Below are 23,730 nucleotides of genomic sequence, written 5' to 3'. Positions count from 1 at the left end.
CCGCACCGCGCAAGCGAAAACCGGTGCGTCGCATGGCCGGATAGGCGCGATCATGTGAGATATGTACGTCCCCTCCGGGCCGAGTCCGGGAGGTAAGCGCGCCGGGCCGACGATCTTCGAGATCAACGCCATGGGCGGTGGCCGCTCTGCCAGGGACATTCCGCGGCTGGTGGCGGCGGGGCTGGCCATCACCTGGCGCGCGGGACGGCGCGAGCTGATCGTGATCGCCCTGCTCGAGGTGCTGTCGGGCATCGGGGTCGCGGCCGAGGTGGTGGTGGGCAGGCGGCTGCTCGAGTCGGTGCTGACGGCGCAGCACACGACCGCCGGCCTGGCCGGGGTGTGGCCGAGCGCCGCCGTTCTCGGCGTCATCACGGCCGGGCTGGGGGCGGCAGGGGCGGTGCTGCGGGAGCAGCAGCGACTGCTGACCGAGCTGACCTCGCGGTACGCGCAGGACAAGATCCTCGACGTGACCTGCGCTGTCGACCTTGCCGCATTCGATCAGCCGGAGTTCCACGACCACGCGGCGCGGGCCCAGATGGGCGTGATGCGCGTGCCGCAGCTGGTCTTCGGCCTGCAAGGGCTCGGGCGCTCGCTGGCCGGCGCGATCGGTGCGGCCGTCGCGCTGCTCGCGGTGGCGCCCGAACTCGTGCCCGTGGCGCTGCTCGCGCTGATACCCGGCTGGCTGGCCAGCGGCCGCCGCGGCCGCGCCTTCTACGTGTTCGGCGCCATCATGACCCCGCGCGACCGCGAGCGCAGCTACCTGGCCAGCCTGCTGACCGGACGCGACGCGGCGAAGGAGGTCCGCGCGTTCGGCCTGGCCGGCTTTCTGCGCGCCAGGCACGACCGCCTCTACGACGAGCGCATCGCGGAGATGCGCCGGGTCTCGTCCAGGCAACTGCGCACCGTCGTGGCCGCCGACCTGGCGAGCTCCGCGACGATCGCGGTCGCCATCATCGGCATCCTGTGGCTCGCCGTCTCCGGTCACCTGGCACTGTCCTCGGCGGGCGCGGGCGCAGCCGCGCTCGTCATGCTGGGCCAGCGGCTCGCGTTTGCCGGGCAGAGCGCGGGGATGCTGCAGGAGTCGGCGATGTTCCTCGACGACTTCCTCGCGTTCGCCGGCCCTGCCGCCACTCCCCTGCCAGCCGCGGCGGCCGATCCAACGGCGTCGACGACGCGGCCGCCCCGGTTCGGCTTGATCACCGCGGAGCGGGTGAGCTTCCGCTATCCGGGCTCAGAGCGCGTCGCGCTGCACGAGGTATCGCTGCGCATCGAGCCTGGCGAGGTGGTCGCGCTTGTCGGCGCCAACGGGTCGGGCAAGACTACGCTCGCCAAGCTGCTCGCCGGGCTTTACCTGCCGGGCGAGGGGCGGATCTGCTGGGACGGGCAGGACACCCGTGAGGTCGAGAACCGCGAGCTGCTGAGCAAGTCGGCGATCATCTTCCAGGACTTCATCAGGTACGCGCTGTCCGCCGGGGACAACATCGCACTCGGCAGGCACGAGCGGCACGCGGACACCGCCTCGATCGTTCGCGCCGCCGAGCGCTCTGGCGCCGACGCGGACATCGGCACGCTGCCCGAGGGATATGAGACGCTGCTCGGCCCTGCGTTCATCAACGGCGCGCATCCGCGAGCTGCTCGCCGGCCGTTCCGTACTGCTCATCTCGCATCGCTTCTCCACCGTTCGGTCCGCCGACCGTATCTACGTGCTCAGCGGCGGCCGCCTCGCGGAATCGGGCACCCACGAGGAACTGATCGCCGCCGACGGCATCTACGCGGAGCTGTTTTCTTTGCAGGCGCTGCCCTACCAGTGACCGAGGTCTCTGATCGCGTCGTGCACGTGCCGCCGCATTCCGCGCCCTTGGATGCCGGGAAAGCCGACGGGGTTATCGTTTTCTGCCACCCCATGGAATCATGGTATTCGTCGGCACTGACATTCGAAGGCCTGTCGGCCAACTATTCGGGCATTTCTTCTTAGTGGCACAATTTGCGCAATGCCAGATAGCGCGCGAAAGCGGATAAGACGGGGAATTGGCGTTCTCTGCTGAAGGCCGGCCCTCAGTCGGCGGGGCGCAGGGCCTGCCATGGAAGGGTCAGCTCGCCGAGGCGCCAGCGCCGGGGGCCGCCGCGCGGTGGCTGGCGGAGCACGGGCCAGTCGGCGGACAGGGCGGCGATCGCGGTCAGCCAGCGCTGGCGGGGGCCGAAGGCGGAGTAGGGGGCGGCGTGGTCCCAGGCTCGGTCCAGGTCGCGCAGGAACTGATGGACAGGCTCGCCTGGCACGTTGCGGTGGATCAGCGCCTTGGGCAGGCGTTCGGCCAGGTCGGACGGGCGGTCTAGGGAGGCGAGGCGGGCGGAGAAGGTGATGAGCGCCTCGCCGTCGCCTGGGGTGGCGGGCAGCGTGACCCAGACGGCGCGGCGGCCGATCTCGTCGCAGGTGCCCTCCACCAGCAGGCCGCCGGGCGCCAGGCCTGCCTGGAGGCGGGACCAGGCCGTGGCCACGCGTTCCTCCGGGTACTGGCGCAGCACGTTGAACGCGCGTACGAGCATCGGCCGGCGCGGCGCGGGCAGCTCGAAGCCGCCGACCGCGAAGGACAGGCCAGGCAGGTCGTCCCCCGCGGCGCGCAGCGCGGCAAGGCGGTCGCGGGCGGCGGTTACCCGGCCGGGATCGATCTCCAGGCCGGTGACCTCGGCGTCCGGTGCCACCGAACGCACCCGGCGGTACAGCTCGATCGTGGTCACCGGCGAGGCGCCGTAACCTAGGTCGACGACCAGCGGGCGGGCGGCGGCGCCGAGCACGTCGGCGAGGGCCTCGGTGATCCAGCGGTCCACCCGGCGCAGCCTGCTCGGATTGGTGGTCCCCCTGGTGATCTCCCCCTCCGGCCGCACGGCGCAACCCTATCCGCGTCTGGACGGCGGGCAGGCCTTGGCGGGCGCCGCGGGAGGCAGCCGAACCCGTTATGGATGATCGGTGAGTGATGCCTACTGGGTAAGGCCCAGGATTTCCGCCGACTTCTCGCGCATTTCCACCTTCCGCACCTTGCCGGTGACGGTCATCGGGAATTCCTCGGTGATGTGCACGTAGCGGGGAATCTTGTAATGAGCGAGTTTGCCGGCACAGAATTCGCGCAGTGCGTCCGCAGTGATTTCGGTGGCGCCGGGGCGGAGCCGGATCCAGGCCATCAGCTCCTCGCCGTACTTGGCGTCCGGCACGCCGATCACCTGGGCGTCCATGATGTCGGGATGGGTGTAGAGGAACTCCTCGACCTCGCGCGGGTAGATGTTCTCGCCGCCGCGGATCACCATGTCCTTGATGCGTCCGGTGATGGACAGGTAGCCGTCGTCGTCCATCACCGCGAGATCGCCCGTGTGCATCCAGCGGGCCGCGTCGATGACCTCGTTTGTCTTGTCCGGCTGACGCCAGTAGCCGAGCATCACCGAGTAGCCCCTGGTGCACAGCTCGCCCGGTTCGTTGCGCGGCACGGTGAGGCCGGTCACCGGGTCGACGACCTTGACCTCGATGTGCGGGCCGACCCTGCCCACGGTGGCGACGCGGCGCTGGATCGAGTCGTCGACGCGGGTCTGGGTGGACACCGGCGACGTCTCCGTCATGCCGTAGCAGATGCTCACCTCGGCCATCCCCATCCGGTCGATGACCTGCTTCATCACCTCGACCGGGCACGGTGAGCCGGCCATGATGCCGGTCCGCAGGCTGGACAGGTCGTAGCGGTCGATGTCCGGGACGGCGAGTTCGGCGATGAACATCGTGGGCACGCCGTACAGGCTCGTGCACCGCTCGTTCTGCACGGCTTCCAGGGTCTTGACCGGGTCGAAGACCGGAGCGGGGATGATCATCGCGGCGCCGTGGCTGGTGGCCGCCAGGTTGCCCATCACCATGCCGAAGCAGTGGTAGAAGGGCACCGGGATGCACACCCTGTCCTGCTCCGTATAGTGGCACAGCTCGCCGACGAAGAAGCCGTTGTTGAGTATGTTGTGGTGGCTGAGCGTCGCGCCCTTGGGGAAGCCGGTCGTGCCCGAGGTGTACTGGATGTTGATCGGGTCGTCGGTGCTCAGCGCGATCGCGTCGAGCGTTGTGGGGTCGCCCTGGCGGCCGGCGTCGAGCAGGGCTTGCCATTCCGGGGTCTCGAGCAGGACCACCTGCTCCAGGTCCGCGCAGCGCGGCCGCACCTCGGCGATCATCGCGGCGTAGTCAGAGGTCTTCAGCCGCTGGGCGGCGACGAGCAGCTTGCAGCCCGACTGGTTGAGCACGTACTCCAGCTCGCTGGTCCGGTACGCCGGGTTGATGTTGACCAGGATCGCGCCGATCTTGGCGGTGGCGTACTGGGTAACGGTCCACTCGGCGCGGTTGGGCGACCAGATGCCGACCCGGTCCCCCTTGCCGATGCCCGCCGCGAGCAGGCCGAGGGCGAGGGCGTCGACCTCCCGCTTCAACTCCGCGTAGCTGTAGCGCAGGCCGGCCGGGATGTCGACGAGGGCAAGCCGGTCGGGGAAGGCGGCCGCCGTGCGGTCGAAGTTCGCGCCGATCGTGTCACCGAGCAGCGGCGTGTCGCTCGCCGTCGACGTGTAGCTGAGCTCACTCATGACGTGTCTCGTTCCTCCCCGTTGAGGCTGATCGTCACCCAGCATTGCCGGCGCCAGCCGGCTTGAACAAGGCCGCCCCCGGGCCTCTCGGCGGCGCAGCGTACGCACCGTCGACATTGCCCTTCCGGCGAGTCATCGATTGGTAGCGAATTCGCATCGTTTGCCGTAAATACGTGAACCCCGTCGATGAACTGAGTGTCCTTTGAGTATGCCGTCAGAGCAGATGTCACAGGACCTGGGAGAGGTCGCGACCGGAACGGACTTCGTCCGTGAACTCCAGTCGCTGCGGGAGCGGTCCGGACTGACGATCCGCGAGGTCGCGAGGGCCGCTGGCACCTCGGTGTCGACCACGGGCGACTGTTTCTCCGGGCGGCACCTGCCGCTCGACAGGGAGCAGTTCGCGCGCATCCTCGCCGCCTGCGGGGAGACGAGCGCCGAACGGGTCGAGGCGTGGCAGGCGGCGCTCGCCCGGGTGCGCAGGTCGCCGGGGCGGCGCGGCGAACCGCCGTACCGCGGGCTCGCCAGGTTCGAGGCGGACGACGAACGCTGGTTCTTCGGCCGCGAGGACTTCACCGAGCTGATCGCGTTCCTCGCCGAGCAGCGTTCCGACATGCCGCTGGTGCTGGTCGGTCCGTCGGGGGCCGGGAAGTCGTCGCTGCTGCGAGCCGGGCTGCTGCCGCGGCTGCGCGCGGCGGCCGAGGAGGCGGCGCCGGGCAGCGGCGCGCTCATCGAGATCTACGACCTCACGGTCACCGGGACGGCCGGGCTCGCTCAGCGGGTCATCGAGGCGGTCTCCGGGTCCTCCGGGCTTTCCGGGTCGTGGGGCAGGTCCGCCGCGTGGGATGCCGACGGCGCGCCTGGCGGTCCCGCGCTGATCGTCGACCAGTTCGAGGCCCTGTTCACGCTGTGCCCGGACGAGGGCGAGCGGAGCGCGCTGATCTCCGCGCTGTGCGATCTCGCGAAGACCAGGCTCGTGGTGCTCGCGCTGCGCGCCGACTTCTACGGACAGGCGATCGGCCATCCCGGGCTGCTGCGCGCGCTCCAGGAGCGGCAGGTGCTGCTCGCGCCGATGAGCGCGGAGCAACTGCGCCGCGCCGTCGTGGAACCCGCCAGGCTGGCACGGACGGACGTGGAAGACGGCCTTGTCGAGGTGGTGCTCGCCGACCTCGCCCCGCCGGCCGCGGGCCGCGGCGCCGACGACCACGCGCACGAGCCGGGGACGCTGCCGCTGCTGTCGCACGCCATGCGGTGCGCGTGGGAGCACAGCCGCGGCGGCACCATGACCGTGGCCGACTACCTGGCGAGCGGCGGGATCAAGGACGCGGTCAGGCAGTCCGCCGAGCGGGCATACGACAGCCTGACGCCCGAGCAGCAGCGCCTCGCCAGGCGGCTGCTGCTCCGCCTCGTGCACGTGGCCGACGACCTGCCGCCGAGCCGGGCGTCGGTGCCGCTGAGCGAGCTGCGCGGTACCGGGGGAAGAGGCAAGGAAGACGGTGACGCGGACGCGGTGCTCGACGTGTTCGTCCGCGAGCGGATGATCACCGTGGGCGCGGACTCGGCTCAGTTCACCCACGACGCCCTGCTGACCGCCTGGCCACGGCTGCGTGCCTGGATCGAGGATAACGCCGAGGCGCTGCGGGCCAGGCGGCGGATCGCCGAGGGTGCGCGGGCCTGGGCGGAGGCCGACAGGGAGGAGGCCGCGCTATGGCGCGGCAGCCAGCTCGCGATCGCGCGGGACTGGGCGCGCGACGGGGACCGCCGCGCGACGCTGTCGCCCGCGGCGCTGGCCTTCGTCGACGCGTCGGTCGCCTCGGGCACTACGCGCGAGCGCCGTGAGCGGCGGCGGTTGCGGCGGCTGCGGGCCATCGTGGCGATGCTCGCCGCGCTCGTGCTCGCCGTCGCCGGGCTGACCGCCTACACCGCGCGGCTGCGCCAGCAGGCCGTCACCGCCGAGCACGCGGCGATCGTCGACGGCCAGGCGGCGAACTCGCGCGCGGTCGCCTTCGTCGCCGACGAGAAGCGCGGCGAAGACCCGGCGGTCTCCGCCCAGCTCGCCGCCAGCGCCTATTCGATCTCCCAGACGCCGCAGGCGACGGCGAGCCTGCTCGAGGCCAGCGGTACGCCCCAGGTGACCAGGGCCGAGGACTCGGCAGGCCCCGTGCAGTGGGTCAGCCTCAGCCCGGACCGCCGCCTACTGCTCGCGGCGGGCGCCGACGGGACGCTGCGGCTGTGGAACATCACCAACAGCGAACACCCCGTCCCCATCGCAACCCTGGCGCAGGTTAATTCCGACCATCCGCTATATACGGCGGCGTTCAGCCCGGACGGTACGCTCATCGCCGCGGCCGGCGCGGAGCAGGTCGTGCGGCTGTGGAGGGTCATTGGGACCTCCGATGCGCCGCGGCTCGCGGTCATCAAGCAGCCGATGACCGGCCCGGGCGGCACGATCTACTCGGTCGCGTTCAGCCCGGACGGCAAGACGCTCGCCGCGGGCAGCGCCGACGGGAGCGTGTGGCTGTGGAACGTCGGCAAGCCTGGTCACGCCGGTTCGGCGCTCACCGTGCCCGGCTCCCACCTGGCCGTCAACTCGGTGACGTTCGGCGCGGGCGGTCAGGTGCTCGCCGCCGGGACTGCGGCGGGCATGGTGATGCTGTGGCGGGTACGGGGTTCCGGCGAACCCGTTCGGTATCCGCATATGCCGTTGACTGGGCCGGGCGGTCCCGTGTCCGGAGTCACCTTCAGCCCGGACGGGCGGGCGCTCGCCGCGTCGAGCCAGGACGACAAGGTCTGGCTGTGGACGGTGAGCACGTCGAAGAAGTCGGGTTCCGCCACGCCGGAAGGGACGTTGACCGGGGCGACCAACTGGGCGAACACCGTCGCGTTCAGCCCGGACGGCACGTCGATCGCGGCGGGCACCTCGGCGGCGAGCGTGCTGGTGTGGAACCTCGCCACGCGGGCGCTGACGGCGACGGTGCCGCAGCCGCAGCCGGTCACGTCGGTCACCTGGGACGGACCGCACCTGATCGCCGCCTCCAACGCGGACGGGACGATCACGCTTGTCAGGCTGCCGTCGCCGGTCCTCGCCACCGGCAACTCACCGGCGAGCGTCACCTACAGCCCGGACGGCAAGACGCTCGCCGTCGGCGGCACAAGCGTGCAGTTGTGGGACGCCACCAAGCGCACGCTGCTCGCGGCCAGCCCGCTGCCGCCGAAGGTGTACGTGAACGCGACGGCCTTCGGGCACGGGGTGATCGCGGTGGCACTGGCGAACGGCAAGGTCTCGTTGCTGTCCGCGGACACGCTCGCGCCACTCTCCGCGCCGTTCGCTGTTACTACCGGAACCGGAAACGCCGCCGAGTCGGTCGCGTTCAGCCCGGACGGCACGCTGCTCGCCACCGGGGCGGACGACGGTTCTGTGCGGCTGTATGACGTCGCCGACCCGGCCAATCCCCGGCGGCTTGTCACAGAACAAGCATCAGGGGAATCGGTCTACACGGTGGCGTTCGCGCCTGACGGCAAGACGGTCGCGGAGGCGGGTCTGGATCGCGCGGTGCGGCTGTGGCAGGTGACAGGGTCGGGCTCCGCTGCCGGGCTTTCGCCTGTCGGCTCGCCCCTGCGCGACATGGCCAGCTACGCCATCGGGCTCGCGTTCTCCCCCGACAGCAAGACCCTTGCGGTCGGCAGCGCGGACAAGACGGTGCACCTGTGGAACGTGGCGGACCCCGCGCACCCGGTGCTGCTAGGCCCGGCGCTGACCGGGCCGTCCGGGTACGTGTGGGCGGCGGCGTTCAGCCCGTCGGGTCAGACGCTCGCGGTGGGCGTGACTGACGGGAGCGTGTGGCTGTGGAACGTGGCCTCGCCGGCGCACCCGGTGCTGATCGCCACCCTGACAGGGCCTGCCGACCACGTGTACGGGCTGGCGTTCTCGCCGTCGGGTGCTCAACTGGCCGCGACTAGCTTTGAGGGCACCGTCCACCTGTGGGACACCAGGCCTGCCGACGCGCGGGCGACCATCTGCGCCGATTCCGGGCAGCAGCTCAGCGAGGCGGAGTGGGCCAGCTACGTGCCGGGAGTGCCGTACCGGGCGGCATGCCCCTGACGGTTTCGTTGCGGTCCTGCGGCTGGGTCAAGATCGTTTAGCGAATGCCCGTGTCGTTGCCGGGGTGATAGCCCCGGCAACGACACGGGCATTTCAAGGGGCCAGCTCGCGTTAACGCGTGTCAGGTCGCTTGAGGGGCGCAACCGCGGCGGCGGTGACGAAATCGTGGTGGATGGGCTTAACACCTCGCCAAACGCGAGACCGACGAGGAAATGCAGGTATTCAAGTCCCAACTCCGCCAGGCGCTGCGGGATCCCGGCCAACTGCCTGCTGACGAACTGTCGGAAGCCGTCGAGTACGACGACGGGAGTGACGAAGCATTCCTGCGTCGCCTGTGGCATGAACTCTACGGAGACGAGCCGGTCGACGCGTTACGCAACCGCGGCCGGTGCCCTGCCGTCGGTCCCGGGGATTAGCCTGTTGACACATGACGGTGCGGAGCACGCTAGAGCTGACGCGGGAGCAGATTCTTTCGTTCAGGCAGCGGGCGGGGGCGCTGACGGAGCGGCTGCCGCCCGGTGCGGAGTCGCTGCGGCGGGCTGCCTGGGCGGGGTTGCAGGACAGCATGCCGCGGGCCGCGCAGCTGTCGATTCACGCGCGGGTCGCGCAGACGTCGCCGTCGGCGTGGGAGGACCCTTCGCTGGTGCAGTTGTGGGGGCCGCGGTTCACCGTCTTCGTCGTCGCCGCTCGCGACCTCGCGGTCTTCTCGCTCGGCACGCTCCCCCACGATGCCAGGGGGCGGCTGCGCGCGCAGACCACCGCTGCCCAGTTGCACGCGTTCCTCGACGGCGCGCGGATGAGCTATGAGGAGGCGGGGCGCGGGCTTGGCATGGCCAACGCGAACATGCTCAGGTACGCCGCGGCGACGGGCACCGTCCTGATCCGCTGGGAGGGGGCGCGGCGGCCGGTGATCTGGACCGTTCCGCCACCCGACGTGGATCCGGTCGAGGCGCGCCTGGAACTGGCCCGCCGCTACCTGCACGTGTACGGCCCGGCCACGCAGGCGTCCTTCGCCCAGTGGTCGGGGACTGGACCGCGGGCCGCCTTGGCGGCGTTCGAGATGCTCGGGCCGTCACTGACGCGGGTGGGCACGCCGATCGGTGAGGCGTGGATTCTCGCCGAGGACGAGGACGCCTTCCGTGCCGACGCGGATGGCCTCTCGGGACCGGTGCGACTGCTGCCGAGCGGGGACCCTTACCTGGTGCTTCAGGGGGCCGACAGAGAACTTGTCGTCCCCGACGACGGCCGGCGCGGGGAGCTATGGACGCCGCGCGTCTGGCCAGGCGGGCTGCTCATCGGCGGAGAGATCGCCGTAACCTGGCGGCGGGCAGACACGGTGCTGACCGTGCAGACCTGGCGGCGGCTATCGGCCGCGGAACGTGACGCGGTGATGGCCGAGGCAGAATCGCTGCCGCTGCCTGGCATCACGCAGCGCATCGCCGTGCGCTGGACCGAGGCGTAATACGCCGCCCAGGTCGCGGCGGCATCGGCGGGAGACGCGCGAACAGTCCGTTTGCCGAGCAGATCAGCGCAGGCGATACCCGGACCAGGACGGCGGTGCGGAGGCGAGGCGCCACGGGCCGGCGACGGCGGGCAGGGCGTCGTCGGGCCGAACGCGGCGACGGCGTGCGGGTGGGTTAGAGCCCTCTCACTTGGAGCTCATGGGGGATTCATGACGGGTGGCGAGAATAAAGGCATGCGGCAAGGGGCCGCCGCCGCCGGAAGGCGGGCGATGAGGAGATGACAGATCATGGCGCGAGTGGAGACCGTACACAAGGGGTTCGAGCGGGAGCGCGAGGACCGGGAGTCCAAGAAGCACGAGCACAGCAGCCGGGACCGGCACGAGGACCGCGGCGAGGACAAGGGCGACAACTAGCACCCGACAGCAGGCCCCGGGTACGGCCAGGCCCCGAACCCGGGGCCTGGCCGCTACCCGGCCGGATGCGAGATTCCGGCTTAGGCTGTCGCCTGCACCAAGCGGTAGCCGGCACCTCGGATGGTCGCGATGCGGTCCTGGCCGAGTTTGTTGCGCAGGTACCGGACGTAGACGTCGACGACGTTGGAGCCGGGGTCATAGTCGTAGCCCCAGACCCGGCTCAGCAACTGCTCACGGCTGAGCACCTGACCTGGGTGGCGCAAGAATGTCTCGGCCAGCGCGAACTCGCGGGCCGACAGGTCGATGACCCGGTCGCCGACGTGTGCTTGCCTGGTGTGCAGGTCCAGGACCAGGTCACCGTTGACGAGCCTGGCCGCCTCCGGGACGGACACGGGCCGGAGCCTGGCACGGACTCGGGCGAGCAGCTCGGCGATGCGGAACGGCTTGGCTAGGTAGTCGTCCGCGCCGCTGTCCAGACCGACGACGATGTCGTCGGCGGCGCCGCGGGCGGTCACCACGATCACCGGCAGCCGGAGCTTCGCGCGGCGGATCTCCCCGAGCACGCGCAGCCCGTCCTGCCTTGGCAGGCCGAGGTCGAGCAGCATCAGGTCGAACGCACCGCTGCGGGCCAGGTAGAGGGCCTCGTCGCCGTCGGCGGCGGAGGTGGTCGCGTAGCCCTCCGCCTTCAGGCCCTTGACCAGGAAGCGGGTGATGTGCGGCTCGTCTTCGGCGATGAGAATCCGGGTCATCGTGCTGCTCCTGCGCTGATGGTTGCTGCTGGTGCCGCGGCACGCACGCCGCGGGGCGGGGCGAGAGGAGGATCGGGGTAGGGTCCGGACGCGGCAGGATGGCGAAGCGGAATCGACAGAACGAACGCCGCTCCCCCGCCCCATGGTTGTGCCGACGGTGACGGGGCGGACGCCGGCGTGGCCGCCGACGTCTCTGCCAGCCGCACACTACCGCCGTGGGCGGCGGCGATCGCGGCGACGATGGACAGGCCAAGGCCGGTCCCGTCGGTGCGGCGTGAATCCAGCCGGGCGAACCGCTGGAATACCAGGTCCCGCTGCTCCGGTGGGATGCCGATGCCGTGGTCGGCGACCCGGAACTCGACCCTACCGCCCGCGATGGCCGAGCCGATCTCGATGCGCGTGCCAGGCGGGGTGTGCGCGACGGCGTTCGCGGCCAGCTGCATGACGGCTTGGGTGATCCGCTGCGGGTCGAGGACGGCGACGCCCGCCGCGGTGCCGGTCAGCGTTATCCGAGTATCGTCCGCCGGGTCGAGGACGCGGGCCTTGGCCGCGAGCGCCACGGTCAGCGCGGTGATGTCGGTGGGCTCGGGACGCAGGAAGTCGGGCCACTCGCTCCTGGCGAGCAGGGCGAGCTCGTCGACAAGCCGGGCCATCCGGGTCAGCTCGTCGGAGACGATCGTGAGCGTTTGCGCGTCCTCAGCCGTGACCGCGGTGAGCGTGTCGAGGTTGCCCTGGATGATGGTGATCGGTGTGCGCAGTTCGTGCCCGGCGTCGGCGAGGAACCTGCGCTGCGTCGTGAGCGCCGACTCCAGGCGGTCGAGCATCCGGTTGAGCGTGTGCGCCAGCTCGCCGATCTCGCCGCGGCCGCGGTGGCCGCCGCTGCCGCCGTAACGCACGCGGCGCCCGGCGCGACGGCTCCTGGCCGGGCCGCGGATGGGGATCCGGCCGGAGATGTCCGTGTCGGTGATGCGCCTGGCCAGCTCGGTGGTATCGCGCAGCGGGCGGAGCAGCCGGCCCGCGATGACCCAGGCGAGCGCCGCGCCAAGCAGCAGGGCGACGGCACCCACCTCGGCCTGCAGCTGGGTGATCCTGGCGATCCCGGCCCGTCTGCCGCCGGTCAGCACGATGGCGACGAACACACCAGTGACCGGGGTTCCTGGAACGCTGGCCGAAACCGCCTGGTACTGCGCTGGACCCGCGGCAAGCAGCATATTGCCCGCGTGGGGAGCTGTGGGGGTCGGGGGCGCGGGCTGCACGGCGGCAAGCGCTGACCAGCTCGCCAGCTGAGCGGGGCTGACGCCGAGCGCGGCGGTCGAGGAGTTGCCGCTGATCGCGACGATCCGTCCGCCCATGAGTCCGACCAGGACCGTGTCCGGTTCCAGGACCGCCTGGCTGGTCTTCGCCCTGAGCAGCGCGAGCATCGAGGTGGCGGCGCCGTCCGTGCCGCCGGTGTCCTTGCCCGCGGCCCGCTGGGCCTCGAGCGCGCGGAACTCGGCGATCTCGTGCGTCAGCTCAGCGCTCACCCGCCCGTCGAGCTGCCGAACCAGCAAGACGTGCATCGCCACGGTGGATGCGGCGAACGCGGCGGCGAGCAGCAGCACCGACCAGCCGAGGATGCGGCTGCGTACGGACGCGAATGGCCGCCAGCGGAGTGTCACGGCTCCTAGACTGCGCGGCCGACCTCTGCCACCCATTCGCGGGCACTCTGCCGAGGCTCTGAGCCGCGCGCCCGCAGGTGCCAGCGTTCCGCGACACTGGAGCGGACTTGAGCGCTTCTTGCTGTTGCCCGAACGCGGACGGATGAGAGACGTCTCATCCGTCGCTCATCCTGGACCCATGGGGCAGCCCGAGGCTGGAGCCTGAGGCCCGGTGGCTGGCTGCTGCGGTGCCGGTTGGCCGCCAGAACTGACGGAGGAAGCGATGGTATTCGCGCTCGCAGGCGGGGCGGTGATGGGCGCGCTTTCGTTGCTGCTCGGCTTCGCCGCGCGCCGGACGGTCACCCGCCCGGCGCGGCAGAACCCGGCGACCGGAAACCGGCCTGCGGGAAACCAGCTGGCAGAAATGCCTGCCACTGGGAACGCCGAGACGAGACTGTCCCTGAGGTGGCCCGCACTCGCCCGCACCCTGCTGCGGCCGGACCGCTTCGCCGTCGCCGTCGCGATCTGGCTGGCCCTGCTGGACGTGGTCCTCTCGCTCGCCGCGCCGTGGCCGCTCAAGGTGGTAATCGACTACGCGCTCGGGCATCAGCCCTTCCCGACCTGGCTGGCTCCGCTCGCCGGGCTGCACCCGGTGTCCGTCGCGGTGATCGCAGCGGTCGCCGGCCTGCTGCTGCTCGCCGCGAGCGCGGTAGCCGGCTACCTGGTCACCGTGCTGACCGCCGCGGCCGGCGAGCAGATGACCGTGCGGCTGCGCGCCGTCGTCACCGGCCGGCTACTGCGCGCCGAACCGAAGGCAGCGGCGGCCTTCCCCCTCGGCGAGCTGACGAACCGGCTTGGCGGGGACACCATGCGGGTGTCGGACACCGTGACCGCGACGCTGGACACGCTGCTGCCCGACACGGTGCTGCTGGCCGGGATGACCGTCATCACCGCCGCGCTTGACTGGCGGCTCACCGTGGTCAGCGTCGCGGTCATCCCGCTGTACGCGCTTACCGCGCGGGTCCGTAACCACGGCCTTCGCGTCGCGCAGCGGCAGGCGCGCGACCGGGCTGGCGAGCTCGCGACATTCGCGACGGGACTGCTGGCACGCCTACCCGCGGTGCACGTCTTCGACCGGGCGGCCGCCGAAGCGGACAGGTACCACGCGGCGAGCGCCGCGTCAGCCGAGGCTGAGGTGGCGGCCGTGAATGCCAGCGCGCGGTTCGGCCCGGTCACCGACACGTTGCCCGGCCTCGCGCTGGCGGCGGCGCTGATCACCGGTACCGTCGAAGTGACCTCGGGTCGGTTGACCCTGGGCGGACTGCTGGTCTTCCTCGCCTACTTGTCCTCGCTGACGAGCCCGGTCCGGTCGCTGACCAGGCTGAGCGCGACGATCGCCCGCGGCACCGCGAGCCGCGACCGGCTCGCCGAACTGCTGTCGCTCCCGCTGCTCGGCCCGGCGGCCGCCAGCGCCGGCGACACCGTGCCCGGTGCACCGCTCCGCACCGGGCATCGCGGTCCTGAGGTCACCCTGGACCGGGTGAGCTATGCGCACCGCGCTGGCGAGCCGGTGCTCGACATGGCGACCATGGGCTTTCCCGCCGGGACGCTGACGGCGCTCACTGGCCGGTCTGGTACCGGGAAGTCGACCCTGCTGTCGTTGCTCATCCGGCTGGCCGACCCGCAGTCCGGCCTGATCGCCATCGACGGCCAGGACATCACCCGCCTTCCGCTGCCCCGGCTCCGCGACCTGGTCACGCTGGTCCCGCAGGAGCCGTGGCTTCACGACGGCACGATCGCGGAGAACATCGGCTACGGCCGTCACGACGCGACCGCACGGCAGGTCAGGGACGCCGCAGAGCGGGCGGGGGTCGCGGCGTTCGCCGACACCCTCCCGGACGGCTTCGACACCCCGGTCGGCGAGCACGGGCATCAGCTGTCCGGTGGACAGCAGCGCCGGGTCGCGATCGCCCGCGCGCTGTTGCGCGACACCCCGGTACTGCTGCTCGACGAACCGACGACCGGGCTCGACCCGGAGACGGAGTCGCTGCTCGTCACGCAGTTGCTTGCCGCCACGGCTGGCAAGACGGTCATCCTGGTCACCCACCAGCCGGCTCTTGTGGGGCACGCAGCCCACGTTGTTCAGCTAGCATCCGGCCGAATGTCGAAGGCCGGGTCTTACGGCAAACCCGTCGCCGCAGGAGGATGAATCGATGCAGCTCAATGGAGAGCTGGCATTCCGCAAAATAGCTGCCAATCAGCCGGGAGGATCGCGCTTGGCTTGGTTGCGGAGGAGACCCGCGCAGGCGGTGCCCCAGACGAGGACGGCGACGCCGTAGAGCCCGAGGGGGGCGGCCGCCTGCGGGCCGAACGCGGCGGCGGCCAGGGCGGCGGCGATCGCGAAGTCGCGCATCGAGGTGGTGAGCAGCAGGGCCGCGGCGACCGGGCGAGGCGATCGCGCGGCCAGGAGACCGCCGAGCAGCGCGGAGGCGGCGAGGAACAGCAGGAGGGCCGCGGCGACCGCGGCGTAGCCCCCGGAGAACCGGACCTCGGACGCCACCAGGGCCACCAGGGCGGCGACGGCGGCCAGCGCGACCCGGGTCGCGACGCGCTCGGCGCGCGGCGTCGCGAGAAGAGCCACGGCGCGCGGAGCGCCACCCGACCCGGCACGCGGAGCGCCACCCGACCCGGCACGCGGAGCGCGACCCGATTGCGGGCGCGAGGTAGTGACGCCGGCCCAGGCGCGCAGGGCCATGCCCGCGGCGAGCGGGAGGGCGACGACTAGGGCGAGGTTCTTGATGACACCAGCCGGGGAGAAGGCCGCGCTTTCCACGAAAAGGGTCAGGATCGGGGCGGCGAGCAGCACCGTTGCCAGGGTGGAGCCGATGAGCACGCCGGCCGCGACGGCGGCCTCGCCCCCGGCCAGGGCCGTGGTGGCGACCGAGGCGATCTCAGCCGGGGCAAGTCCTGTCACCAGCACGCCATCGCGGAGCGGGCCGGCCGGGACGAGCCAGGACACCGCCCAGGACAGGGCTGGAAGGACGGTCACGCCGAGGGCGACGGCGAGGGCCACGCGCCGCCAGGCCGCGGCGACGCGACGCGGGGCGGCCGGGTCGATCGTCAGCGCGGTGGCGAAGACGAGCAGGGCGAGCAGCGCGTCGATGCCGTGGTGCGCGGCGAGCCAGGCCAGTGGGCGCTGCACGGACAGGCCGACGATCGCCGCGGCGAGGACGGCGGCGAGTTCGGGATAGGCGGCCAGGGCCTTGCGGGCCCGGGACGGCAACGACGACACGCACGCGATCATGCCATGTCAGCTACCGCCCGAGGTCATGCTGCCTGCCACTGCCGGTTGATCGGTGGCTGAACGGGTCTTAGCTCCCGAACGGGTGCGTGGTTCCCGTGACACGCGAAGCCACGCACCCGTTCGGGATGATGGGCCTTTTACTTGGCCGCGACTAGCTTCCAGCTCCCGCCGGTGGTGAATCCGGCGAGGCCGATGCCGTTGGTGGTGCCTCGCGGGCCGGTCTGGCCGGCCGCGGCGCAGAACGCCTTGTGGCAGTCCACGCCGTTGAACAGGCTGAACCTTCCCTTGGCGGGCGCGGGGACGGACATCGCCGACCAGGCCTTGCCGTTCCATAGGGTGGCCGCGGTGCGGCCGCTCAGGCCTTCGGCGTTCGGGTTGTTGCCGGTCGAACCGACCGCGATGCAATGGCTCGCCGACAGGCAGGCGACGTCGAGGAGCAGGGTGTTCTTGACGCCCTTCGGCCAGCTCACCTTCGCGTAGCTCCAGGTTTTGCCGTTCCACACCTCGCTGATCGCGCTCAGGCCGCCGCCGCCGGCGAAGCCGACCGCGACGCAGTGCGTTGCCGACGCGCAGGACACCGCGTTCAGCGACGCGTCGGTGACCCCGGCGGGAAGCTTGGCGGGCTTAAGCAGCGACCAGGCCTTGCCGTTCCACACGTCGACGAGCGCAGTGCCCGCCCCGGAGACCGCCTCGATCCCGCCGACCGCCATGCAGAATCCCGCGGCCGGGCAAGACACCTTGTTGAGTTGGCTGATCAGTGTCCCCTTGGGCACCGGTACCGGCTTGCGGACCCAGGTGGTGCCGACCAGCAAATCGGAAAGCGCCGCCGCTCCCGGGCTGCCGGCACCCGGGCCGCTGAGGGGCAGTTTCACCGTGTCGCTGCCGACCGCGACGCAGCTCCTCGCTGACCTGCAGGAGATCCCGGTCAGCACGGTGGCCTGGCCGGCCGGCGCGGGCGGCAAGGCAGGCTTCCAGCCGGAGCCGGTCCAGGTCTCGGCGAGCGCATGCGCGGAAACCGGGCTGGCGAACGCCATGCCGACCGCGACGCAGTCCCTGCCGGACAGGCAGCTCAGGTCGAAGAGCCGCCCATGGGAGAGCTTGGCCGGTAGCTTCACGCCCACCTTCTTCCACGCCGACCCGTTCCAGGTCTCCGACAGCGGCGACGGGCCGTTGCGGTCAGATCCCACCGCGATGCACCCCTTGATCGAGGCGCACCAGATCCCTTCGAGCTCGTTGGCAGTCGGCTGCGCCGCAATGTGCGCCGGCACTGTGTGCGCAGGCGCTGTGTGCGCAGACCCCGCGGGAGCCGCCGATGCCGCCCCCGATGCCGCGACGCTAGCCGTCAGGCCGGCCACCGCCACGGCGAGCGCGGCCAGCGTCCTTGCGATTGTGCGACCCATTTTCGTCCTCCCCGAAGACGCTCGACGGCGCCACAGAAACGGCGGCACCGTCCCGCCGCGCGCCGGCGGCGGCGTTCTCATGGTGACACGCGCCGTGTGTGGCGAGGAAGGGAACATCCGGCCAACCGGAGTGGAACGTCGGGGCAGCTCACAGGCCGGAGAGACAGCCAAGGTGAACGCGTTCACGTCGCGCCGCTGGCCGGCCGCTGGAACGGCCATGTCTGGAACGGGTGCGTGGTTCCCGCGATACGCGAAGCCACGCACCCGTTCGGGATGACTGGCCTTTTACTTGGCCGCGACGAGCCGCCAGGTCTTGCCGTTCCAGAAACCGGACAGGCCGGTGCCCGCCGACTGCCCGTACGGACCCGCGAGTCCGACCGCCACGCAGAACGAGGCGGACCGGCAGGTCACCGCGTCGAACAGGGTCGCCTTGCCGGCGCCAGGCGGGGTGACTGGGGTGGACGTCCAGGCCTTGCCGTTCCACTGCGCGGCGGCGGCGCGGCCGGTGTTGCCGCCGTTGGCGTCCGGGTTCCAGTCGATGTAGCCGTTGGTGAAGCAGTGCCCCGCCGCATAGCAGGTCATGCCCACGAGCCACGGGTTCTTGGTGCCCTTCGGCCAGCTGATCGGCGCGGAGCGCACCCATGTCTTGCCGTTCCACGCCTCGATGAAGGAGCCGGTGCCGCCCTTGGCCAGCGAGCCGTTGCCCGCCGTGACGCAGTTCTTCGCCGTCGGGCAGGACACGCCGGCCAGGGATACGTCGAAGACGCCCTTCGGCGCGGCGGCCGGCTTGAGGTAGGACCAGGTCTTGCCGTTCCACCGGCCGATGAGCGCCGCCATGGAACCTGACGAGTTAGCGGTGTTGCCCGTCGCGGCGCAGAACGTCGCGGTCGCGCAGGACACGCCGGTGAACTCGCTGAGCATGGCGTGCGCCGGGGCCGTCACCTGCACCGGCTTCCACGACTTGCCGTTCCAGGCGTTGGCGATCGGCGCGCCGGTTCCCGAGATCGTCTCGTGGCCGCCCACGGCCAGGCAGTTCGTCGCGGACAGGCAGGAGACGGAGTTAAGGAAGGTGCCCGAGGTGCCCGACGCCTTGGCCGGGGTCCACGTGGAGCCGTTCCAGGTCTCGGCGAGCGCGAGGGGGGCGCCTGCCGTGGTGAAGTAGTCGCCGACCGCGACGCAGAACACGCCGGACTTGACGGCCGGGCAGGTCACGGCGTTGAGCTCGGCATGCGCCACCCCGGTGGGCAGCTTGACGGGGATCTTCCGCCAGCCGAGCGTCGTCCAGGTCTCGGCGAGCGGTGTCTCCGTCGCGAAGTTGGCACCGACAGAGATGCACTCGCTCGTCGACGGGCAGGCGACTCCCCCGAGCTGGTCGTCAGCCGGCGGCAGCAGCGCTCTGGCCGGCTCCGCACTGACCGACTCAGCACTCGCCGCCCCCGATGCCGCGACGCTCGCGCTCAGCGCGGCCAGCGCCACCCCGAACGCGGCCAGCGTCCTGACGAATCCACGACCCATTTCGTCCTCCCCGGAAGACGGTTCAGCGGTGCCGCCAGGCCGCGGCACCGCCCGCCATGCGACGACGGCGGCGCCACCAATGGTGACACCGCCGTCGGCTGCTGCGGAAGGGACCCGTTGTGCGTGTGGCCCTGAGTTGTCTAGCTATGCGGCCTTGAGCTTCCAGGCCTTGCCGTTCCAGTAGCCGGCCAGCGGCTTGCCGTTGGCCGTGAGCGGGGCGGTCACCTTGCCGTTCCATGACGCGAATAGCAGGCTCTCGGTGTTCCCGGTGGCGGGGGCGGTGATGCCGGCCATGACGCAGGAGGTGAGCGAGAAGCAGTGCGCGGCGGTCAGCTGCTCATCCGACGTGCCTGGCAGTTTCACCGCCTTCCGCGTCCAGCTCTTCCCGTTCCAGGTCCAGACGAGTTGGAGGGGGTCGCCAGTTGGGCTGGCCGCGGATCCGATCACGACGCAGCGCTTGACCGCGGCGCAGGGGACCGCGGACAGGAACTGCGCTTCGGAGCCTGACGGCATGGACGGCGCGGCCGCCGGTGTCAGCGCGCTGCCGTTCCACGTCCAGGCGGCTCAACGGGACATTCTTAGCCCGAGCCGGCGGCTGGGCGCGGGAAAGGGGGTCAGCGGGTTTTTACCAGGGTGTCGAAGAGGCGGTTGAGGTCGGCGGCCGGGTCGCTTGTCACGCCGGCGTGCACCGGGCCGGGCTGGACGATCGCGGAACGCGGTGCGGTGAGCCAGCGGAAGCGCTCGCCCAGGGTCTGCTCAGCGAGCGGCCCCTCGGAGCAGGCGCGCTCGAAGGCGCGCAGCGCCGCCGCGATCGCCGTGAGGTCGGCGCCTGGGTCGAGCGCCCGCAGCCGGGCCTCGTTCAGCTCGATCCTGGTCTTGAGGAACTTGAACGTCTTGGAGTAGACGATCACGCCCGCGTTGACCGACTCGCCGCGCTCGATCCTGGGCACGACGCGGATCAGCGCGTACTCGAAGACCTCGCTCATGAGGACACCTCGGGGCTCATAGCCTGATCACCTCGGGGACGAGCGGTGCGCGGTTGAGCAGCTGTGCGGCGTAGGCGTCCGCGCCGCGCTCGCCGAACCAGTCGGGCGGCACGTCGCCGGTGACCTCCGCGAGCAGTTCCGCGGTGATTTTCGGCGCGAGCCTCTCGTGCGCCTCGGCGAGCCGCTTGGCGCGGTCCTTCACTACGTGCTGGCGCGCGTCGAACGGCTTGTCAGGCGCGGCGCGGGACCAGTCATGGTGAAAGTACAGCGCGGCGCCGTGGTCGATCAGCCAGATGTTCTTGTGCCAGACAAGCAGGTTGGGGTTGCGCCAGGTGCGGTCGACGTTCTGGATCAGCGCGTCGAACCAGAGCAGCTCGCTGGCGAAGTCTTCGTCGGCGGTCCAGCCGAGCGGGTCGAACCCGGCGCTGCCCGGCAGGTAGTCGACGGCCAGGTTGATTCCGGCGCTCGCCTTGAGCAGGTCCTGGATCTCCTCGTCCGGCTCGCTCCTGGCGATACGCGGGTCGAGGTCCGCGAGGGCGAGCTCCGGAGTGCGGAAGCCGAGCCGCCTGGCAAGCTCGCCGCCGATGATCTCCGCGACCAGGGCGAGTGGCCCCTGGCCCGCGCCGCGGAACTTGAGCACGTAGGTGCCGAGGTTGTCCGCCTCCACGAGACCGGGCAGGCTGCCGCCCTCCCGCAGCGGGGCCAGGTAGCTGGTGACCGTGACACGTTCAAGCACCGCGCCAGGCTACCGGGCCGCGGCCGGGTACCGCCCTAAGGTTCAATGGTCGGGTGGCCGAACCCGAGTATCCCGAGCGCCTGGCGGGGCGCGTGATCGCGATCGACCCGGCTGGCCGGGTGCTGCTGTTCTTCTACGACGACATGCCGCCCAAGGGACGGCACTGGTCCACGCCGGGCGGGGGCGCCGAGGACGGCGAGGACTCGCACACCGCGGCGCGCCGCGAACTGCTCGAGGAGACCGGCTGGGCGGACGTGCCCGTACCGCCGCGGGAGGTGCACGCCGAGTCCAACGTGCAATGGGCCAACCTGCGCGGCACCCCGACGCTGTGCCTGCAGCACGACCACTACTTCGTCGGCCGGGTGCCCGAGGAGGAACGGCCGCTCGGCGCGGTCGCCGCGATGCACGTCAGCGACGGGATCGCCGACCACCGCTGGTGGACCCTCGAAGAACTCGACGCCACCACGGAGGACGTCTACCCGCGCGGCCTGCCGGACCTGCTGCGCCGGCTATAGCCGGTTACTTGCCGGCTAGTTCGTGGACGAAGGCGGGGGCGCTGACCGTGCCGACGCCGGTCACCAGGTCGTAGCCCTTCGTCGCCGCGTAGCCCTTGACCTTGACCGGGTTGACGCTTGTGCCCTGAAAGAAGGACACGGTGTTGTTGCCGGAGGTCACGTCCACGATGCCGGGGACGTGCCGCGCGGAGAGCTTGTACAGGGCCGCGTTGATGTTGCCGAGCCGGTGCCCGGCGACCTGGTCCGCGAGTGCCACGATCGCGGCGAACTCGGGAGTCGCCTCGCTCGTGCCGCAGGTAAGCGTCCAGCCGGCCGCGCCGCCATAGCTGCTGTAGGTGTCGACCGCGCCGTCACAGGCGGCGCTCATCGAGATGTCGGGCACGCCGCGGCGAGTGCCGGCGACGGCCTTCACGCTGTTCTGGAACGCCGGGCGGGCGAAGAAGGCGGACTTGCCGCCGCCGCTCGCCACCGGGTTCGGGTCGACCGAGCCGCTCGCGTACAGCTGCCAGGCCTGGTCATAGGTGTCGTTCCAGGCCACCGACTTGTAGCCGGCGGCTGTCTGCTTGAGCTGCGTGCCGCCGATCGCGGTCACCAGCGGGTCGCTGTCCGGCCATGAGGTGACCCGGCTGGTGTAGTAGCTCACCTGGTCGGACTTGTAGTCGGTGGCGCCGCCGTCGCCGGATGCGGCGAGCACGGTGACCTTGCGGCTTGCCGCGTCGGTGTAGGCGGCGCGCAGCGCGGCAGGAAGCTTGGTATTCGGGAAGGTCTGCTCGGTGGCGCCGAACGACTGGCTGATCACGCTGACCTTGTAGTGCGCCATCGCGTACTTCTCGGCGGCGACGATCTGCGGGAAGCCGGTGACGCCCTCGGTCTCGGAGACCGGGGTCTCGACGAGCAGGATGTTCGCGCCAGGGGCGAGCGCGTGCGCGTACTCCACGTCGAGCGTGGTCTCCCCGGCCCACGAGGGGTCGAACTTGGTGATCTTGCCGACCGGGGCGATGACCGTGAAGTTCGGCGGGGCCGGGTAGCCGAACTGCTTGTCGAACGCGGCCAGGTCCGCCTTGATCGTCGGCGAGCCGAAGGAGTCGACGATCATGATCGTCTGGCCTTTGCCCGTCACGCCCTGCGCGTACAGCGCGGGCAGGTGATACGCGGCACGGAGCTGGTTCGGGTTGAAGCAGGCGATGCCGTCGAGCTTCTTGCACTGGGCCGTGGTGGGCGGCGCCTGCCGCGGCGCGCCTGGAAGCCTGATCGCGGCGGGGCGCACAGTCACGTTGACGGCGGCGGACGCGGCGCTGCCGGCGGCCGAGGCGGACGCCGCGGCGCTGGTCAGCGTGGCGGGGACCGCCATCGTGGCTGCTGCGGCGGCTGCGGCGATCACGGCGGTGAGGGCTGCGGTCCTGGCCTTGTGCATGGAAGCACCATAGCCGTACACACCGGGACGCTATGCCATAGCCACCGAATACCAACCATCCGCGACCGAATCCCCACCGCCCGGGCGGGGCTGGAAGTCGTAGCGGACGGCGCCGTCGCCGAGGCCGATCAGGGTCATCGAGGTGCTGCCGTAGACCCGGCCGTCGGGCAGGTTCTTGCCGACGACGATGGCGGCGGGGTCGGCGGGATCGAGGCCGTCGCCCGCCGCCAGGGTGAGCCAGTCGCCCCAGGCAGCCGCCACAGGGAGCGCCGGGTCGGCGGAGGGACGGGCGGCGGCGAACTTCTCGGCGAAGTGGACGGCCTTCGGCTCGGCCGCGGGGTCGCCTGGGCCGGCCGGGTAAGCATGGCCTGCGTTGGTGAACAGGTGCGTGCCCGGAGCGAGTTCCCTGACGGCGCGCGGTGCGGCTGCCGCGGCGCGGCCGGCCGCCGCGTGCTCCGCGCCCGGCCAGGTCAGCACGGTCACCGCGTCCGTCGTGGCGCAGATCAGGATGAACGGGTCATAGGCGGCGAGTGCGGCCGGATCGCCCGCGAGGTCGCGGAGGACGCCTGGCCCGTCGGTCGCCGCGCGCAGCGGCAGCTCTCCCCTGCTGCGCCTTCCTGCCGGGTCGGCGAACTGGCCGCGGGCGTTGAGCAGGCAGGCCACTCGCGGTATGCCGGGGTGGACGGCGAGCCAGGTGCCGCCCGCCTGGTCGTCGATCCCGCCGATCAGCGGCAAGCCGGGCCAGTGCCTGGCCGGCGGGCGCCACGGGCGGTCGGTCAGTTCGTCACGGACGCCGAGCAGGCGAAGCGGCATCCGCTCCCCCGGCTCAAGGCTGACGACAACGGTGCACACCCGTCCATCATGAACCCTGCCTGGCGGCGACGGCGCGGGCCGGTGCGGCTT

At 71.3% G+C, this 23,730-nt stretch carries 18 protein-coding genes; 6 read left to right on the top strand and 12 right to left on the bottom strand.

The features are described from left to right. Nucleotides 1-61 precede the first annotated feature (61 nt). Nucleotides 62-1,975, top strand: a complete 1,914-nt coding sequence (locus tag EAS64_RS21050) for an ATP-binding cassette domain-containing protein (protein ID WP_145855264.1) — start codon at nucleotides 62-64, stop codon at nucleotides 1,973-1,975. An 80-nt stretch (nucleotides 1,976-2,055) separates the two neighbouring features. Here EAS64_RS21050 and EAS64_RS21045 read toward each other — a convergent pair whose 3' ends face one another. Together EAS64_RS21045 and EAS64_RS21040 are read right to left on the bottom strand one after the other, a co-directional pair. Next, nucleotides 2,056-2,883 carry a class I SAM-dependent methyltransferase gene (locus tag EAS64_RS21045; RefSeq protein ID WP_187366075.1) on the bottom strand — a complete coding sequence of 276 codons (828 nt, stop codon included), beginning with the start codon at nucleotides 2,881-2,883 and terminating at the stop codon, nucleotides 2,056-2,058. Between the two features lie 93 nt (nucleotides 2,884-2,976). Beyond that, nucleotides 2,977-4,596 (bottom strand): AMP-binding protein, encoded by a 1,620-nt coding sequence (locus EAS64_RS21040; protein ID WP_145855263.1) that lies wholly within the window; start codon nucleotides 4,594-4,596, stop codon nucleotides 2,977-2,979. A gap of 208 nt (nucleotides 4,597-4,804) precedes the next feature. Between EAS64_RS21040 and EAS64_RS21035 the strand changes: the two genes are divergently transcribed. From EAS64_RS21035 to EAS64_RS46800, 3 genes are all read left to right on the top strand, one after another. Beyond that, a complete protein-coding gene (locus tag EAS64_RS21035; RefSeq protein ID WP_145855261.1) occupies nucleotides 4,805-8,695 on the top strand; it encodes an nSTAND1 domain-containing NTPase in 3,891 nt (1,296 codons plus the stop codon). 427 nt (nucleotides 8,696-9,122) lie between these two features. Further along, nucleotides 9,123-10,157: a DNA glycosylase AlkZ-like family protein gene (locus EAS64_RS21030; protein ID WP_145855259.1), complete on the top strand. Its 1,035-nt coding sequence runs from the start codon at nucleotides 9,123-9,125 to the stop codon at nucleotides 10,155-10,157. Between the two features lie 288 nt (nucleotides 10,158-10,445). Continuing rightward, nucleotides 10,446-10,571, top strand: a complete 126-nt coding sequence (locus tag EAS64_RS46800; protein ID WP_281283295.1) for a hypothetical protein — start codon at nucleotides 10,446-10,448, stop codon at nucleotides 10,569-10,571. 80 nt (nucleotides 10,572-10,651) lie between these two features. Here the strand turns inward: EAS64_RS46800 and EAS64_RS21025 are convergent, their stop codons facing one another. Then, nucleotides 10,652-11,320, bottom strand: a complete 669-nt coding sequence (locus EAS64_RS21025) for a response regulator transcription factor (RefSeq protein ID WP_145855257.1) — start codon at nucleotides 11,318-11,320, stop codon at nucleotides 10,652-10,654. Beyond that, entirely contained in the window at nucleotides 11,317-12,978 is a 1,662-nt protein-coding gene (locus EAS64_RS21020) for a sensor histidine kinase (RefSeq protein ID WP_187366074.1), read from the bottom strand. The genes EAS64_RS21025 and EAS64_RS21020 overlap by 4 nt, the downstream gene beginning before the upstream one ends. A gap of 262 nt (nucleotides 12,979-13,240) precedes the next feature. On the opposite strand from EAS64_RS21020, the gene EAS64_RS21015 reads away from it, so the two are divergent. Beyond that, on the top strand, nucleotides 13,241-15,166 hold the full coding sequence (locus EAS64_RS21015) for an ABC transporter ATP-binding protein (protein WP_145855253.1): 1,926 nt from the start codon (nucleotides 13,241-13,243) through the stop codon (nucleotides 15,164-15,166). Between the two features lie 48 nt (nucleotides 15,167-15,214). Here the strand turns inward: EAS64_RS21015 and EAS64_RS21010 are convergent, their stop codons facing one another. The 6 genes from EAS64_RS21010 to EAS64_RS20985 all read right to left on the bottom strand — a co-directional run bounded on the left by EAS64_RS21010 (nucleotide 15,215) and on the right by EAS64_RS20985 (nucleotide 20,898). Next, on the bottom strand, nucleotides 15,215-16,249 hold the full coding sequence (locus EAS64_RS21010) for a hypothetical protein (RefSeq protein ID WP_187366073.1): 1,035 nt from the start codon (nucleotides 16,247-16,249) through the stop codon (nucleotides 15,215-15,217). Nucleotides 16,250-16,398: 149 nt separating this feature from the next. Next, the gene (locus EAS64_RS21005; protein ID WP_145855250.1) at nucleotides 16,399-17,661 is read right to left on the bottom strand and encodes a hypothetical protein; all 1,263 of its coding nucleotides are present in this window, start codon (nucleotides 17,659-17,661) and stop codon (nucleotides 16,399-16,401) included. 285 nt (nucleotides 17,662-17,946) lie between these two features. After that, nucleotides 17,947-19,176 carry a hypothetical protein gene (locus EAS64_RS21000; RefSeq protein ID WP_145855248.1) on the bottom strand — a complete coding sequence of 410 codons (1,230 nt, stop codon included), beginning with the start codon at nucleotides 19,174-19,176 and terminating at the stop codon, nucleotides 17,947-17,949. Between the two features lie 144 nt (nucleotides 19,177-19,320). Beyond that, entirely contained in the window at nucleotides 19,321-19,689 is a 369-nt protein-coding gene (locus tag EAS64_RS20995; protein WP_145855246.1) for a hypothetical protein, read from the bottom strand. 101 nt (nucleotides 19,690-19,790) lie between these two features. Further along, nucleotides 19,791-20,162: a DUF3037 domain-containing protein gene (locus EAS64_RS20990; protein WP_145855244.1), complete on the bottom strand. Its 372-nt coding sequence runs from the start codon at nucleotides 20,160-20,162 to the stop codon at nucleotides 19,791-19,793. A gap of 16 nt (nucleotides 20,163-20,178) precedes the next feature. Continuing rightward, entirely contained in the window at nucleotides 20,179-20,898 is a 720-nt protein-coding gene (locus EAS64_RS20985; protein WP_145855242.1) for a HipA family kinase, read from the bottom strand. Between the two features lie 53 nt (nucleotides 20,899-20,951). Here EAS64_RS20985 and EAS64_RS20980 point away from each other — a divergent pair, with 53 nt between their 5' ends. Next, nucleotides 20,952-21,413 carry an NUDIX hydrolase gene (locus EAS64_RS20980; RefSeq protein WP_145855241.1) on the top strand — a complete coding sequence of 154 codons (462 nt, stop codon included), beginning with the start codon at nucleotides 20,952-20,954 and terminating at the stop codon, nucleotides 21,411-21,413. Nucleotides 21,414-21,417: 4 nt separating this feature from the next. Here the strand turns inward: EAS64_RS20980 and EAS64_RS20975 are convergent, their stop codons facing one another. Beyond that, on the bottom strand, nucleotides 21,418-22,827 hold the full coding sequence (locus EAS64_RS20975; protein ID WP_145855239.1) for a S53 family peptidase: 1,410 nt from the start codon (nucleotides 22,825-22,827) through the stop codon (nucleotides 21,418-21,420). 30 nt (nucleotides 22,828-22,857) lie between these two features. After that, a complete protein-coding gene (locus tag EAS64_RS20970) occupies nucleotides 22,858-23,679 on the bottom strand; it encodes an NRDE family protein (protein ID WP_145855237.1) in 822 nt (273 codons plus the stop codon). Nucleotides 23,680-23,730: the final 51 nt, after the last annotated feature.

It is taken from the genome of Trebonia kvetii (genome assembly GCF_007827045.1).
In the GTDB taxonomy this organism is placed as follows: Bacteria; Actinomycetota; Actinomycetes; order Streptosporangiales; family Streptosporangiaceae; genus Trebonia; species Trebonia kvetii.
Note: the sequence above shows the minus strand (reverse complement) of the source record. Positions and strands in the feature narration are given on the sequence as shown.

Bases quoted from the DNA above. Each gene is read 5' to 3' on its own strand.
- EAS64_RS21050 (WP_145855264.1), top strand. From the start codon at position 62: ATGTACGTCCCCTCCGGGCCGAGTCCGGGAGGTAAGCGCGCCGGGCCG.
- EAS64_RS21040 (WP_145855263.1), bottom strand. From the start codon at position 4,596: ATGAGTGAGCTCAGCTACACGTCGACGGCGAGCGACACGCCGCTGCTC.
- EAS64_RS21035 (WP_145855261.1), top strand. From the start codon at position 4,805: ATGCCGTCAGAGCAGATGTCACAGGACCTGGGAGAGGTCGCGACCGGA.
- EAS64_RS21030 (WP_145855259.1), top strand. From the start codon at position 9,123: ATGACGGTGCGGAGCACGCTAGAGCTGACGCGGGAGCAGATTCTTTCG.
- EAS64_RS46800 (WP_281283295.1), top strand. From the start codon at position 10,446: ATGGCGCGAGTGGAGACCGTACACAAGGGGTTCGAGCGGGAGCGCGAG.
- EAS64_RS21025 (WP_145855257.1), bottom strand. From the start codon at position 11,320: ATGACCCGGATTCTCATCGCCGAAGACGAGCCGCACATCACCCGCTTC.
- EAS64_RS21015 (WP_145855253.1), top strand. From the start codon at position 13,241: ATGGTATTCGCGCTCGCAGGCGGGGCGGTGATGGGCGCGCTTTCGTTG.
- EAS64_RS21005 (WP_145855250.1), bottom strand. From the start codon at position 17,661: ATGGGTCGCACAATCGCAAGGACGCTGGCCGCGCTCGCCGTGGCGGTG.
- EAS64_RS21000 (WP_145855248.1), bottom strand. From the start codon at position 19,176: ATGGGTCGTGGATTCGTCAGGACGCTGGCCGCGTTCGGGGTGGCGCTG.
- EAS64_RS20995 (WP_145855246.1), bottom strand. From the start codon at position 19,689: ATGCCGTCAGGCTCCGAAGCGCAGTTCCTGTCCGCGGTCCCCTGCGCC.
- EAS64_RS20990 (WP_145855244.1), bottom strand. From the start codon at position 20,162: ATGAGCGAGGTCTTCGAGTACGCGCTGATCCGCGTCGTGCCCAGGATC.
- EAS64_RS20975 (WP_145855239.1), bottom strand. From the start codon at position 22,827: ATGCACAAGGCCAGGACCGCAGCCCTCACCGCCGTGATCGCCGCAGCC.